Annotated in this window: 14 protein-coding genes; 5 read left to right on the top strand and 9 right to left on the bottom strand. The window is 70.8% G+C overall.

The window, feature by feature from the left end; translation table 11 throughout:
* The first annotated feature begins 2 nt into the window (after window positions 1-2).
* Complete coding sequence (locus H4W81_RS45480) at window positions 3-1,013, top strand: AI-2E family transporter (protein WP_192780459.1); 1,011 nt, start codon at window positions 3-5, stop codon at window positions 1,011-1,013.
* 15 nt (window positions 1,014-1,028) lie between these two features.
* Here H4W81_RS45480 and H4W81_RS45475 read toward each other — a convergent pair whose 3' ends face one another.
* Window positions 1,029-2,522 carry a purine-cytosine permease family protein gene (locus H4W81_RS45475; protein WP_192780458.1) on the bottom strand — a complete coding sequence of 498 codons (1,494 nt, stop codon included), beginning with the start codon at window positions 2,520-2,522 and terminating at the stop codon, window positions 1,029-1,031.
* A complete protein-coding gene (speB, locus tag H4W81_RS45470; RefSeq protein WP_192780457.1) occupies window positions 2,519-3,460 on the bottom strand; it encodes an agmatinase in 942 nt (313 codons plus the stop codon). The genes H4W81_RS45475 and speB overlap by 4 nt, the downstream gene beginning before the upstream one ends.
* 72 nt (window positions 3,461-3,532) lie before the next feature.
* Here speB and H4W81_RS45465 point away from each other — a divergent pair, with 72 nt between their 5' ends.
* From H4W81_RS45465 to H4W81_RS45455, 3 genes are read left to right on the top strand one after another with little or no spacing between them, the layout of a single operon-like run.
* Window positions 3,533-4,981, top strand: coding sequence for a PucR family transcriptional regulator (locus H4W81_RS45465; RefSeq protein WP_318782481.1), 1,449 nt, complete (start codon window positions 3,533-3,535; stop codon window positions 4,979-4,981).
* Between the two features lie 50 nt (window positions 4,982-5,031).
* On the top strand, window positions 5,032-5,754 hold the full coding sequence (locus tag H4W81_RS45460; protein WP_192780456.1) for an ABC transporter ATP-binding protein: 723 nt from the start codon (window positions 5,032-5,034) through the stop codon (window positions 5,752-5,754).
* Window positions 5,751-6,422, top strand: a complete 672-nt coding sequence (locus tag H4W81_RS45455; RefSeq protein ID WP_192780455.1) for a hypothetical protein — start codon at window positions 5,751-5,753, stop codon at window positions 6,420-6,422. Before H4W81_RS45460 ends, H4W81_RS45455 begins: the two co-directional genes overlap by 4 nt.
* Window positions 6,423-6,544: 122 nt before the next feature.
* On the opposite strand, the gene rlmN is transcribed toward H4W81_RS45455, so the two are convergent.
* On the bottom strand, window positions 6,545-7,654 hold the full coding sequence (rlmN, locus tag H4W81_RS45450; protein WP_192780454.1) for a dual-specificity RNA methyltransferase RlmN: 1,110 nt from the start codon (window positions 7,652-7,654) through the stop codon (window positions 6,545-6,547).
* Between the two features lie 112 nt (window positions 7,655-7,766).
* Here rlmN and H4W81_RS45445 point away from each other — a divergent pair, with 112 nt between their 5' ends.
* Window positions 7,767-8,687 (top strand): suppressor of fused domain protein, encoded by a 921-nt coding sequence (locus tag H4W81_RS45445; protein WP_318782480.1) that lies wholly within the window; start codon window positions 7,767-7,769, stop codon window positions 8,685-8,687.
* Window positions 8,688-8,702: 15 nt separating this feature from the next.
* Here H4W81_RS45445 and H4W81_RS45440 read toward each other — a convergent pair whose 3' ends face one another.
* The 6 genes from H4W81_RS45440 to H4W81_RS45415 form a co-directional block, all read right to left on the bottom strand.
* Complete coding sequence (locus H4W81_RS45440) at window positions 8,703-9,524, bottom strand: phosphatidate cytidylyltransferase (RefSeq protein WP_192780452.1); 822 nt, start codon at window positions 9,522-9,524, stop codon at window positions 8,703-8,705.
* 163 nt (window positions 9,525-9,687) lie between these two features.
* The gene (gene frr, locus H4W81_RS45435; RefSeq protein WP_192780451.1) at window positions 9,688-10,245 is read right to left on the bottom strand and encodes a ribosome recycling factor; all 558 of its coding nucleotides are present in this window, start codon (window positions 10,243-10,245) and stop codon (window positions 9,688-9,690) included.
* A 95-nt stretch (window positions 10,246-10,340) separates the two neighbouring features.
* Complete coding sequence (gene pyrH, locus H4W81_RS45430) at window positions 10,341-11,039, bottom strand: UMP kinase (RefSeq protein ID WP_225960903.1); 699 nt, start codon at window positions 11,037-11,039, stop codon at window positions 10,341-10,343.
* A 132-nt stretch (window positions 11,040-11,171) separates the two neighbouring features.
* The gene (tsf, locus tag H4W81_RS45425; RefSeq protein WP_192780450.1) at window positions 11,172-12,005 is read right to left on the bottom strand and encodes a translation elongation factor Ts; all 834 of its coding nucleotides are present in this window, start codon (window positions 12,003-12,005) and stop codon (window positions 11,172-11,174) included.
* A 129-nt stretch (window positions 12,006-12,134) separates the two neighbouring features.
* The gene (gene rpsB, locus H4W81_RS45420) at window positions 12,135-13,073 is read right to left on the bottom strand and encodes a 30S ribosomal protein S2 (protein WP_192780449.1); all 939 of its coding nucleotides are present in this window, start codon (window positions 13,071-13,073) and stop codon (window positions 12,135-12,137) included.
* A gap of 232 nt (window positions 13,074-13,305) precedes the next feature.
* Window positions 13,306-13,917, bottom strand: coding sequence for a helix-turn-helix domain-containing protein (locus H4W81_RS45415; RefSeq protein ID WP_318782479.1), 612 nt, complete (start codon window positions 13,915-13,917; stop codon window positions 13,306-13,308).
* Window positions 13,918-13,927 lie beyond the last annotated feature (10 nt).

The raw sequence follows: 13,927 nt of genomic DNA, 5'->3' as shown, positions 1-13,927 counted from the left end.
GCATGAATCCGTGGCGGGCGCTCGGGGTGATCGCGCTCATCGCCGTGGGCCTCTACTGCCTCTCGCTGGTGCGCACGGTGGCCATCTCGGTCATCCTCGGCGTCTTCCTGACCACGCTGCTGCTGCCGCCCGCCAAGTGGCTGCGCGGACGCGGGATGGGCAGGGGCCTGTCCACGGCGATCGTGTGCGTGAGCGGCCTGGCGCTCCTGGTGGCGTTCTTCTCGGTGCTCGTGCCGCCGACGATCAACGGGCTGTCCCAGCTGCACGCCAGCGTGGGCACCGCGCTCGACGACCTGCACGGGGTGGCCGCCCGCCTCGGCCTCGACGACGCGCGGCTGGCGTCGTTGCTCGCCCAGGCCCGGGCGTGGCTCGTCGAGCAGGGAGAGCAGATCGCCACGGGCGCCCTCGCGGGCGCCAGGACGATCGGCGAGATCATCGTGGGCGCGGTGCTCGCCGTCATCCTGGCGATCTACTTCGTGCACGGCGGAGACCGGCTGTACGGCTGGCTCACCGACCTCGCGCCGCTGCGGGCCAGGCCGCGCATGAGGGAGACGGGCGAGGTGGTCTTCGACGTCGTGGGCCGCTACATCCGCGGCGTGGCGATCGTCGGCGTGGTGGACGGGTTCTTCATCGGGATCGCGCTGTGGATCCTCGGCGTCCCGATCGCGCTCCCGCTGGCGGTGCTCACCTTCGCGGGCGCGTTCCTGCCCGTGGTGGGCGCGTTCCTGGCCGGTCTGCTGGCCGCGGTGGTGGCCTTCGTGGCCAAGGGCTGGCTGGTGGCCCTCGTCGTGGTCGCGGTCACGGTGCTGGTCCAGCAGATCGAGGGGCACGTGCTGGCCCCGCAGATCTACGGCAAGGCGCTCGATCTGCCGGGGGCGGTGATCCTGATCGCGATCACGATCGGCAGCGTGCTGGCGGGGATCACCGGTGCGTTCCTCGCCGCCCCGGTGACGTCCGCGCTCGTGGCGCTGCTGCGCGACCGTCAGGGCACGAGCGCCGTCCCCCGCCCCTGACGCGAGGGGGACCCACTAGCCGACGAGCTCCGCGGCGACGATCGGCGGGACAGGGGTGTCGGCGGCGCCGACCAGGCGAGGTCCCGCGGGGCCGTACACCTCCCGGGGCTCGGGGAAGGCGGCCAGGAGGACGAGGTAGAGCACGGCCGCGATCGCCAGCCCCACAGGGAGCGAGACGTCCACGCCGCCCGCGAGGTCGCCCAGCGGGCCGACGAACTGGCCCGGCAGGTTGACGAAGAGGATGGCCACGACCGCGGAGGCGAGCCAGGCGGTCATGCCCCGCCAGTTCCAGCCGTGGGTGAACCAGTAGCGTCCCCCGCGCTGGCGGCGGTTGAAGACCTGCAGCGCCTCCGCGTCGTACCAGCCCCGCCTGGTGAGGTAGCCGAGCATCATGATGACCATCCACGGCGCCGTGCAGGTGATGATCAGCGTGGCGAAGGTGGAGATGCTCTGCGTCAGGTTGGCGGCGAAGCGGCCGACGAAGATGAAGACGATCGACAGCGTGCCGATGAAGATCGTGGCCTGGACCCTGGAGAAGCGCGGGAAGACGCTGGAGAAGTCGAGGCCGGTGCCGTACAGCGCGGTGGTGCCGGTGGACATGCCGCCGATCAGCGCGATGAGACAGACCGGGACGAAGTACCAGCCGGGCGAGATGGCCAGCAGGCCGCCCACGTAGTTGGGCGCGGCGGGATCGACGTACTTCGCGGCCTTGGCGGCGATGATCGAGGCGGTGGTCAGGCCGAACAGGAACGGCAGGAAGGTGGCGATCTGCGACAGGAACGCGGCGGCCAGCACCCGGGAGCGCGGCGTCTCGGCGGGGATGTAGCGCGACCAGTCGCCGAGGAACGCGCCGAAGGAGACCGGGTTGGACAGCACGATCAGCGCCGCGCCGATGAACGACGGCCAGAACAGCGGGTCGCCTGCCGGGAGCGTGCCCGCGTAGGACGGGTCGAAGTCGCCGGCGAAGGCGAAGACGCCCAGCACGAACAGCAGCGACGCGGCCAGCACCGCGATCTTGTTGACGAAGAGCATGAAGCGGAAGCCGTAGATGCAGACCACCAGCACCAGACCGGCGAACAGCGCGTAGGCCACGCCGTAGGTGAAGTCGCTCTCGGCCAGGCCCACCAGCCGGTGCGCGCCGCCGACCAGAGCGTCGCCGGAGGACCACACCGAGATCGAGAAGAAGGCGATCGCGGTGAGCAACGACAGGAACGAGCCGACGATCCTGCCGTGGACTCCCAGGTGCGCCGAGGAGGAGACGGCGTTGTTGGTGCCGTTGAGCGGGCCGAACAGCGACAGCGGCGCCAGGATCAGCGCGCCCACCACCAGGCCGAGGACGGTCGCGGTCACCCCCTGCCAGAACGACAGCCCGAACAGGATCGGGAAGGCGCCGAGCACGCAGGTGGCGAAGGTGTTCGCGCCGCCGAAGGCGAGCCTGAACAGGTCGATCGGCCGGGCGGTGCGGTCGGCGTCGGGAATGCGCTCGACGCCGTAGGTCTCGATCTTCACGGCTTGTCCTTGAGTGCGAGCAGGCTGACCAGGTCGTAGGCCACGTGCGAGGCGGCGATGGAGGTGATCTCCGCGTGGTCGTAGGCGGGGGCGACCTCGACGACGTCGGCGCCCACCAGGTTCGCCCCCGCCATGCCGCGCAGGATCTCCAGCAGCTCACGGCTGGTCAGCCCGCCGGCCTCGGGGGTGCCGGTGCCGGGCGCGTGGGCGGGGTCGAGCACGTCGATGTCGACGGAGATGTAGAGCGGGCGGTCGCCGATCCGCTGGCGCAGCGCGTCGACCACCTCGTCCACGCCCATGCGCATGACGTCGCGGGAGGTCAGGATGCCGAAGCCGAGCCTGCGGTCCTCCTCGAGGTCGCGCCTGCCGTACAGGGGGCCGCGGATGCCGACGTGGCTGAGCGCCTCGGTGTCGAGGATGCCCTCCTCCACCGCCCTGCGGAAGGGCGTGCCATGGGTGTACTCGGCGCCGAAGTAGGTGTCCCAGGTGTCGAGGTGCGCGTCGAAGTGCAGCAGCGCCACGGGCCCGTGCTTGGCGGCGACGGCGCGCAGCAGCGGCAGCGCGATCGTGTGGTCGCCGCCGATGGTGACCAGCCTGCTGTCGAAGGCGGCGGCGGCGTCCTGGAGGGTCTCGACCGCCTCGCCGATGTTGAAGGGGTTGCAGGCGATGTCGCCCGCGTCGGCGACCTGCAGCCGCTCGAAGGGCGAGACGTCCAGGCCGGGGTGGTACGGCCGGAGCAGCCGGGAGGCCTCCCTGACCGCGGCGGGCCCGAACCTCGCGCCGGGCCGGTACGACACGCCGCTGTCGAACGGCACGCCCACCACGGCGACGTCCGCGTGCTCGACCTCGTCGAGCCTCGGCAGGCGGGCGAAGGTGGCGAACCCCGCGAAGCGCGGAATCCTGGAGGAGTCGACGGGTCCCCTGGGCTGCTGTGTCATGTGCACGAGTCTGCGTCGTCGCTATGGAGGCGACAATTGTGCAGGTCACGAAGCTGTACGTACGCTTTGTGGGTGGCCACAAAGATATCCGTGGAGGATCTGCTCCGCTCGCCCGCCCTCCAGCTGCGCCTGCTGGCCGGGCAGGCGGGCCTGTCGCGGTCGGTCTCGTGGGCTCACGTCAGCGAGCTGGACGACCCGACGCCCTGGCTGCTCGGCGCCGAGGTCATCATGACCACGGGCATCGGCGTGCCGCACTCGGCCGCCAGACAGCGGGCCTACCTGGAGCGGCTGGACGACGCGGGCGTGTCGGCGCTGGCCGTCTCGGCGCAGCTGCACGTGCCCCCGCTGCGCAGGGCCTTCTTCGAGGCGGCGGAGGAGCGCGGCATGCCGGTGCTCGAGGTGCCGCTGGCCGTGCCGTTCATCGCGATCGCGCAGGAGGTGGCGGCGGCCGTCCAGGAGGACGCGCGGCAGCGGCTCGGCGCGCAGCTGCAGGTCTTCGGCGCGCTGCGCTGGCTGGCGGCCGAGGACCTCGACCACGCGACCCTGTTCAGGAGGCTCGAACGGCTCAGCGGGTACGAGGTCTTCCTCTGCACGCCGCAGGGGCGTCCGCTGCTTCCCGGCGTGCCGGTGCCGTCGGTCGACGTGCTGCCCGTCGGTCCCGAGGCCCCGCCGACCATCCCCGGCGGGTTCGTGCTGCCGGTGCCCGCGCCGGGGGGCCCCGCCGGCTTCCTGGTGGCTTTCGAACGCGAGGGGGCGCGGCCCGCGGGGCTCGCGGTCGTCCAGCACATCGCGACCGTGGCCGCGCTGCAGGTGGCCATGGTCAGGCACCAACGCGAGACGCTGCGCCGTGAGGGCGCCGAGACTCTGTCGGAGCTGCTGCAGGACGTGCTCGACCCGGCCGCGGCCCGGCGGCGGCTCGACAGGATGGGGCTCGAGTCGCCGATCGCGCTGCTCGCCGTCCGCCAGGCCGACGAAGACGCGCTGCGCCGCGCGCTGGACGGCCGGCCGTACCTGATGCTGCGCCGTGGCGACGACCACTACGTCCTCGGCTCCCCCGACCTCGCCCAGGCCGTCGCCGCGATCCAGGGGGTCGCGGCGGGCGCCTCCAGGCCCTTCTCCTCCGGCGAGCCGTTGCGGGTGGCGCAGCGAGAGGCGGTGTGGGCCGCCGCCAGGGCCGCCGAGTCGGGAAGGGCGCTGGTCCACTACGGCGACGACACGACGGGCCGGTGGTTGCAGGACGACCCCGGGGTCCTGACGGCGCTCGTGGACCACGTGCTCGGCGCGGTGCTCGCCTACGACTCCGCGCACGGATCGCAGCTGCTGGCCTCGGCGCGCACCTGGATGGAGCGCGACAGGCGCACCGAGGACGCCGCCGCGGCCCTGCACGTCCACCCGAACACGCTGGCCTACCGGCTGCGGCGCTTCGCCGAGCTCACCGGGCGCGACCTGTCGTCCAGCGCCGCCTTCGCCGAGGTCTGGCTCGCCATCCGGGCCGCCCACCAGCTCGGGCTGCAGGACTGATCACCGACCCCGTAGCGCGGGCCGGGCCCCACCATGCAGGATGGGGGGCCATGCGGCTGGTGAACGTGAGCTACAGCTACCGGAAGCGCGCTCCCGCGGTGCTGCGCGACGTCGCGATGACGCTCGCCCCCGGCGACGTCGCCGAGGTCGTCGGCGCGAACGGCGCAGGCAAGTCCACCCTCCTGCGCCTGCTGGCCGGGCTCACCAGGCCGACCACCGGCACGATCTCCGGCCGCCCCGCCGTGGTCGGCTTCGCGCCCGACCGCTTCCCCGCCGAACAGCCCTTCACCGTCGCCGCCTACCTCGCCCACCAGGCCAGGATCAGGCGGGCCGCCGTCGAACCGTGGATCGACCGGCTCGGCATCGCGCACCTCATGCCCGAGCGGCTGCGCGACCTGTCCAAGGGCAGCGCGCACAAGGTCGGCCTGGCCCAGGCGCTGATGGCCGAGCCGGGGCTGCTCGTGCTGGACGAGCCGTTCGCGGGCCTCGACGCAGACGCCAGGGCCGAGCTGCCCGCGATCGTGACCGAGATCGCGGGACGCGGCGGCATGGTCGTGGTCAGCGACCACCAGGGCGGCCTGCGCGGCCTCCCCTCGGTGCGCCGCTGGACCGTCCTCGACGGCGAGGTGAAGGAGAGCACGGCGAGCACCCTGCCCGTGACGGCCGCGCCCACGGCGGTCGTCGCCGTGACGGTGCCCGCCGACGAGGTCCCCGCGTTCGTGGCCAGGATGCGGACGGACGGCTACCTGGCCGGAGAGCTGGATCGCACATGATCGCCCTGACCCTCTTCAGGCTCGCCGCCTTCACCAGGTCGCACCGCGTCGTGCGGGCCCTGCTGCCCGTGGCGGTGCTGCTCGCGCTGTTCTACGGCGTCAGGGCGCCGCTCGGTCAGGAGGTGGCCGCCCTGACCGACACCGCCGTGCTGCTGGTGCCGTTCCTGGCCTGGGCGGCACGGAGCCTGCTCGACACCGAGCCCGACGAGCAGCGCGCGATCTGCGCGACGGCGGCGGGCACGCCGTCGCGGGAGGTGGCGGCCGGCCTGCTCGCCGCGCTGGTGGTGACCTCGGCGTTCGCGGCCCTGGCCGTGGTGTGGGGGCTGCTGCTCGGCGTCTCGGAGATCCCCGCGCCGGGGCAGCTGACCGCGGCGGTCGCGCTGCACGCGCTGTCGGCGCTGGCCGGCACCGCGCTCGGTGCGCTGACCAGCCGCCCGATCCTGCCCTCCCCCGCCCTGTCGATCATGATGCTGGTGCTGGGGTTCCTGGCGATGCTGCTGGTCAGTCTCTCGCCCTTCGCCTGGCTGACGGTGCCGCTGGGCGGCTGGATGCGAGCGGCCGCCGACGGGCCGCTGACCGCCGGCCTGCCGGGGCTGGCGGTTCCCTCGCTGCTGTGGCCGCTGCTCGGCCTGGCCGCATACGTCAGACTGCGCCGCGCCAGACCGTGAAACCGGTCCATGGGGGCGACGTGACGGCGCGGGGCCGGAGTCCGGCTGGAGTGGCGTGAACGACAGACGGCCACCGGTGACCCCGGTGGCCTTCTGTGTGCTGTGCCGTACGGGCGGGTGGGTTATTCGGCCGCGGCCAGCTGGCCGCAGGCGCCGTCGATCTCGCGCCCGCGGGTGTCGCGGACGGTCACCGGCACCCCGTGCAGTTCCAGCCGCCGCACGAACGCCCGCTCGTCCTCGGGCCTGGAGGCGGTCCACTTCGATCCCGGCGTCGGGTTGAGCGGGATTAGGTTGACGTGCACCAGCTTGTTCTTCACCAGCTTGCCGAGCAGGTCGGCGCGCCACTCCTGGTCGTTGATGTCCTTGATCAGCGCGTACTCGATCGACACCCTGCGCTTGGTCTTGGCCGCGTACGCCCAGGCCGCGTCGAGCACCTCGCGCACCTTCCACCGGGTGTTGATCGGCACCAGGGTGTCGCGCAGCTCGTCGTCAGGGGCGTGCAGCGACAGCGCCAGCGTGACGGGCAGGCCCTCGTCGGCGAGCTTGCCGATGGCCGGGACCAGGCCGACCGTGGAGACGGTGACGCCGCGCGCGGAGATGCCGAGCCCCTCGGGGGCCGGATCGGTCAGGCGGCGGACCGCGCCGATCACCGCCTTGTAGTTGGCGAGCGGCTCGCCCATGCCCATGAAGACCACGTTGCTGACCCGGCCGGGACCGCCGGGCACCTCGCCCGCCGCCAGCGCCCGCGCCCCCGACACCACCTGCTCGACGATCTCGGCCGTGGACATGTTGCGGGTCAGGCCCGCCTGGCCCGTGGCGCAGAACGGGCAGTTCATGCCGCAGCCCGCCTGGGAGGACACGCACATGGTGGCCCTGTCGGGGTAGCGCATCAGCACCGACTCCACCAGCGCGCCGTCGAACAGGCGCCACAGCGTCTTGCGCGTGGTGCCCGCGTCGGTGCTCATCTCGCGCACGGAGGTCAGCAGCGGGGGAAGCAGCACCGACAGCTTCTCGCGGGCCGCGGCGGGCAGGTCGGTCATCGCCGCGACGTCGGTGGTCAGATGCGAGAAATAGTGGCGGGAGAGCTGATCTGCGCGGAAGGGCTTCTCGCCCAGCTCGGCGATGGCGGCACGGCGTTCGGGCATCGTGAGGTCCGCCAGGTGCCTCGCGGGCTTGGCCCGCCGCGGTGCGGCGAACTGCAGCAACGGGCGCTCGGTCTTCTCGGCGGTCATGAGCCCTCTCTTTGATCTAAAGTCCAGATGTATGGCGATATACCGGTCGTCTGGCGAGGGGCAAACCGAGGTCGTCCTCACCGATGGGAACCCTTACGGGAGCCGCACTCTGGTGGTCGAACGCGACGAAGCGTCGTCGGTAGCTTACCTGTGCTCCCCGGGCGGCGAGGTGCACGGAGCCGTCTGGCTGGCCAACCACACGAGCGCCCCCGAGGTGGTCGACCTGGCCAGGCTGAACGCCGGTGCGCCGCCACTCATGCCCAGGCCCAACACCCACCATCCCGAGGGACGGCACGCGCTGGGCCAGTTGACCACGCTGTGGTTCGAGGAGGGCGACGGCGTCGCCCTGTATGAGAACGACGAGCTTCTCGCGGTCATTCCGGGCTGGGCCGACATGAGCAGGGGCATGCCCGGCTACGCGCGCGACGCGATCGGCGAGACGCCGTTCGCCTGGGCGCTGTCGGAGGCGCTCGACGGGCTGCAGCCCAGGCTCACCCACGCGCGGGCCTACTGGCAGTGGCGCAACAGCGAAGGGTCATGGGCCTCCTTCCAGCAGTTCGTCATGGGACACCTCGACCGCGCGGTCGGCCCCGCGGGCCGCTACTGGGACACTAGCGGCGAGCGACTGCCGACGGTCGGCATCACCGAACGCCCGCCGTACGGCGAGCGTGACTTCGCGATCCTGTCGACGGTCGGCATGAGCTGCCAGCGGATGCCCACGGTGGAGCAGTGGATCGACCGGCCGCGCGCCTACGCGAGGATCGAGCTGGCCGTGGCCACCCACGGCGACCCACGTGAGGCGGCGCTGCTGCTGGTGTGGCTGGCCCAGTACCCGTGGCACTCGGTGACCTGGCTGGGGCACGGGCACACGGCCAAGTGGTACCACGAGCCGTCGACCTTCCCGCTGGGCGAGCGGTACGACGGTGTGATCATGCTGGCCGACGCCTCCGACAAGCCGGACATGTCGGGCTTCGGGTTCGGCGGCGAGGCCGTCCGATGGCTCTGGCTCGAACCGTGGAACAGCGAGGCGTGATCGGCCTGGCGGGGTCTAGAAGAACAGGGACAGCAGGAGCCACACCGGGATCAGCGTCGCCACCAGCGAGTCGAGGCGGTCCATGAGCCCGCCGTGGCCGGGCAGCAGCGTGCCCATGTCCTTGATGCCGAGGTCACGCTTGATCATCGACTCGACCAGGTCGCCCAGCGTCGCCATGATCGCCACCAGCACGCCGATCAGCGCGCCCTGCCAGATCTGGCCGTCCATCAGCCAGACCACCAGCCAGGCACCGACGGCCGTGCACGCGATCACCGACCCGGCGAAGCCCTCCCAGGTCTTCTTCGGGCTGATGATCGACATCTTGTGCCTGCCGAACAGGACCCCGGCGAAGTATCCGCCGATGTCGCTGCTGACCGTGACCGCGATGAAGATCAGCACCCGGTGGTGGCCGTCGGGCTCGGCCAGCAGCAGCGGCACGAAGCCGGCCAGCAGCGGCGGGTAGGCCAGCGCGAAGACCGAGGCCGTGGCGTCGCGGACGTAGCCGTCCTGCCCGCCGTCGAACATCCGCCACAGCAGCAGCGCGAAGACGAAGACGACGAACGTGCCGACCAGCCAGCTCGCGCCGCCCCAGTAGGCGCCGCCCTGCATCACGGCCGTCGCCACCAGCACGGGGATCAACGGCACCCTGATGCCCCTGGTGGCCAGCGCCTGGACCACCTCGGCCGCCCCGACACCCACGGCGACCGCGACGACCGGGAGGAAGAGCTCCTTGATCGTCAGGAGGGAGATGATGACCAGCGCGCCCAGCCCTGCGCCGACCGCGATCGCGGCGGGCAGGTTCCTGCCGGCACGGCTGCCCGCCGTACGTTCTTCCACAGGCTCTCCAACTCAGCGGTCAGACCGCCACGAGCCGTCTGATGCTTGATCTAATGGGAAACGCGTCGAACGCGGCCGCTCCGGTCCTGACCGGGCACCAGCGCGTTTCCTGTTAGTAAGCCACGGCCCCCGCATGCACGCGAGGGCCGTGGGAAGCGAGCGCTCAGACCTCGAGCAGCTCCGCTTCCTTCTGCTTGAGCAGCTCGTCGATCTTGGCGACGTGCTTCTGGGTGAGGTCGTCGAGCTCCTTCTCGGCGCGACGGACCTCGTCCTCCCCCGTGTCTCCGTCCTTGACCATCTTGTCGAGGGTCTCCTTGGCGGAGCGGCGGATGTTGCGGATGGAGACCTTGGCCTGCTCGCCCTTGTTGCGCGCGACCTTCACGTACTCCTTGCGACGCTCCTCCGAGAGCTCGGGGAAGTTCACGCGGATCACCGAACCGTCGTTGCCGGGATTGACACCGAGGTCGGAGTCGCGGATCGCCTTCTCGATCGCCGCCATCGAGCCCTTGTCGTAAGGCTGGATGAGGATCATGCGGGCCTCGGGAACATGGAACGAGGCCAGCTGCTGGATCGGGGTCGGCGAACCGTAGTACTCGGCATTGATCTTGTTGAACATCGACGGGGTGACGCGACCCGTCCGGATGCTCGCGAAGTCCTCCTTCGCGACCGAGACGGCCTTGTCCATCTTTTCCTCAGCTTCGAGGAGAGTTTCGTCGATCACAGCGGCTCCCTGTCTATTGGTCGCTCACCTTCCTCACTCGCTTCGCGGCCCCTCCTCCGTCGGGACCACTCCGCTCGCTGCGTCAGGTTCGCTCCCTATTTCCCTGCCGGACTCACCAGCGTGCCGATCTTCTCACCGCGGACCGCGCGCAGGATGTTCCCCTCACCCATCAGGTCGAAGACCACGATGGGCAGGTCGTTCTCCTTGCACAGGCTGATCGCGGTCTGGTCCATGACGGCGAGGTCGCGTACGAGAACCTCCGCGTAGTCGAGGTGGTCGAAACGGACCGCGTCGGGGTTCTTGCGCGGGTCGGAGTCGTAGACCCCGTCCACCTGAGTGCCCTTGAGCAGCGCCTCCGCGCCGACTTCCAGCGCGCGCTGGGCGGCGCAGGTGTCGGTGGAGAAGTAGGGGATGCCGAGGCCCGCGCCGAAGATGACCACGCGCCCCTTCTCCAGGTGCCTGATGGCACGACGCGGCAGGAACGGCTCGGCGACCTGCTGCATGGTGATGGCGGTCTGCACGCGAGTCTCGATGCCGCGCTTCTCAAGGAAGTCCTGGAGCGCCAGGCAGTTGATCACGGTGCCCAGCATGCCCATGTAGTCGCCTCTGCCGCGGTCGAGGCCGCCCTCGGACAGGGCGGCGCCGCGGAACATGTTGCCGCCGCCCACGACGACCGCGACCTGCACGCCCTCACGCACGGCCTCGGCGATCGAGTCGGCCACGTGCCCGACCACGCCTGGGTCGATGCCCATCGGCTCGCCGCCGGCGAACGCCTCGCCCGACAGCTTGAGCATGACCCTCTTGTACGACGAAGCCGCCGGCGTGACGGGCTCCTTGTTCTCCTGCACGGCGGCGGCCTCCTCGGGTGGTGTTTCCAGTAAAGCTGTCATCTCGGTGGGAGGCGACTCGCGCCTCCCACCACGAGACTAAGCCTGGCCGACCTTGAATCGGACGAAGGCGAGCACCTCGACGCCGTTCTCCTCGGCGTACTTGGCGATCGACTTCTTGTTGTCCTTGACGAAGGCCTGCTGCAGCAGGGTGAAGTCCTTGTACCAGCCGTTGACCCGGCCCTCGACGATCTTGGCGATCGCGGCCTCGGGCTTGCCCTCGTCGCGGGTCATCTCCTCGAAGAGCGCGCGCTCCTTCTCGATGACCTCGGCGGGGACGGCCTCGGCGTTGAGGTACTTCGGCGCCATCGCGGCGGCGTGCTGCGCGATGTCCTTGGCGACGTCGGCGTTGGGCTTGTCGAGCTGCACCAGGACGCCGACCGCCGGCGGGAGCTGCGGGTCGGTCTTGTGCATGTAGGAGCCGATGTAGCCGCCCTCGAGGACCGCGAAGCGGCGGATCTCGATCTTCTCGCCCAGCGCGGCGTTGGCCTCGTCGAGGTGCTCCTTGACGGACTTGCCGTCGAGGGTGGAGGCGAGCAGGGTGTCGACGTCAGCGGGCTTGGTGGCCAGGACGTGCTCGACGACCTGCGCGGCCAGCTCCTGGAAGCGCTCGCCCTTGGCCACGAAGTCGGTCTCGCAGTTGAGCTCGAGCAGCGCGGCGGCGGAGTCGCCCTCCTGCTTGACGGCGACCAGGCCGTTGGAGGCGGTGCGCGCCTCACGCTTGCCGACGTCCTTGGCGCCCTTGAGGCGCAGGATCTCGACGGCGCGGTCGAAGTCGCCCTCGGACTCCTCCAGAGCCTTCTTGCAGTCCATCATGCCGGCGGCGGTCAGCTCGCGAAGCCGCTTGACATCGGCCATGTTCACGGAAGCCATGTGCTTTTCCTCGTGGGATGTGGTCGTGGATCGGGTGTGCGCCCGACAAGCCTCAGTGCCGGTGCGACCGGCGTGGGTACGGCTCGCGCGCGCTCATCGAGCGGAGCGCGAGCCGTACCTGCGCAAGCCTCAGGCCTGCTCGGTCTCGCCCTCGGCCTTGGCCTCGGTCACGGTCTCGCCCTCGACGCCGGCCTCGACCTCGGCGGGAGCGGCCTCGACCTCGGCGGCGACCTCAGCGTTGTCCTCGGCGACGGCCTCGGCGGCGACGTCGGCCTCCTCGACCTTCTGCTCGCCCGCGCCCTGCTCGATGAGCTCGCGCTCCCACTCGGCCAGCGGCTCGGCGGCGGCGGGCTTCTCGTCGCCGCGAGCGGCGCCGGAGCGGGCCATGAGACCGGCGGCGACGCCGTCGGCGACGACGCGGGTCAGCAGGCCGACCGCGCGGATGGCGTCGTCGTTACCCGGGATCGGGTAGTCGACCTCGTCGGGGTCGCAGTTGGTGTCGAGGATCGCGACGACCGGGATGCCGAGCTTCTTGGCCTCGGAGATCGCGATGTGCTCCTTCTTGGTGTCGACGATCCACACCGCGCTGGGCACGCGGCCCATGTCACGGATGCCGCCGAGCGTGCGCTCGAGCTTCTCCTTCTCGCGGCGGCGCATGAGGAGCTCCTTCTTGGTGAGCCCCGAGGCGGCCACGTTGTCGAAGTCGAGCTCCTCGAGCTCCTTCAGACGCTGGAGCCTCTTGTGCACGGTGGAGAAGTTGGTGAGCATGCCACCCAGCCAGCGCTGGTTGACATACGGCATGCCGACGCGGCCGGCCTGCTCGGCGATGGCCTCCTGAGCCTGCTTCTTCGTGCCGATGAACAGGATGGTGCCGCCGTGGGCGACCGTCTCCTTGACGAAGTCGTAGGCGCGGTCGATGAACGACAGCGACTTCTGCAGGTCGATGATGTAGATGCCGTTGCGCTCGGTGAAGATGAAGCGCTTCATCTTCGGGTTCCACCGGCGGGTCTGGTGGCCGAAGTGAACACCGCTCTCGAGGAGCTGTCGCATGGTGACGACGGGGGCCATGTGCTGGTCCTCCAGTTTCTCGGTTGTGCCGCGACAGCCGTACGGCCTGCCGCCCTGATGCCCCGCACCCGCTCCTGCCGGACTTGCGCCCGGACCGAGGGAACGGTTTCGCGACGGGGCATGCGAAGTCGGCCTGTCACTGACAGGCCATCGAAAAGCATACCTCCAGAGGACGCCAGGCCTGACCGTCTCGCCCGGCACGAGCGCCTGACATGCCGGGATCCGTCGCACGTCAGCGCGCGTCGTGATCCTCGGTCGGCAGGCCCGGGCGCGGCGGATCGACGAGCGGGAAGAGCGAGATGTTCGCCACGACCTGGCGAGCGCCCTCGGGCGGGTCGGTCCTGCGCAGCGCGAGGTAGGGCTGGATCAGCTCCTCCATCCGCTCGCGCAGCTCGGCCGTCTCGGCGGCGGTGAGCACCAGGTAGGCGCGCCGCCAGTTCGAGACGTCGCGCCACTCCTCCGGCTCGGTGTCGAGCGCGGCCATCCCCCGCCTGATCTCTCGCTGGCTGTCGGCGAGGATCATGTCGACCAGGTGCTCCTTAGCCTCTCTGACCAGGGGCGCGTCCTGGGGCTTGCGGTCGATGGACATGCCCTCCCGCACCGCCTGCCAGACCCGCTCCCTTCCGTCGCCCCGCGGCGGCGCGTCCTCCACGAAGCCGTACTTCGCGAGCATCCGCAGGTGGTAGCTGGCGGCGCTGGGCGTGACTCCGACGACCTCGGCCAGCTCGGTGGCGGTCGCGGTGCGCTGCCGTCCGAGAAAGTTGATCATCGCGAGCCTGGCCGGGTGGGCCACGGCCCGCATCGCCTTGGGATCGCTCAGCGGCTGGTGGCTGTCTTCGCTCACGGGAAAAACA

This window comes from Nonomuraea africana, assembly GCF_014873535.1.
Lineage (GTDB): Bacteria > Actinomycetota > Actinomycetes > Streptosporangiales > Streptosporangiaceae > Nonomuraea > Nonomuraea africana.
Note: the sequence above shows the minus strand (reverse complement) of the source record. Positions and strands in the feature narration are given on the sequence as shown.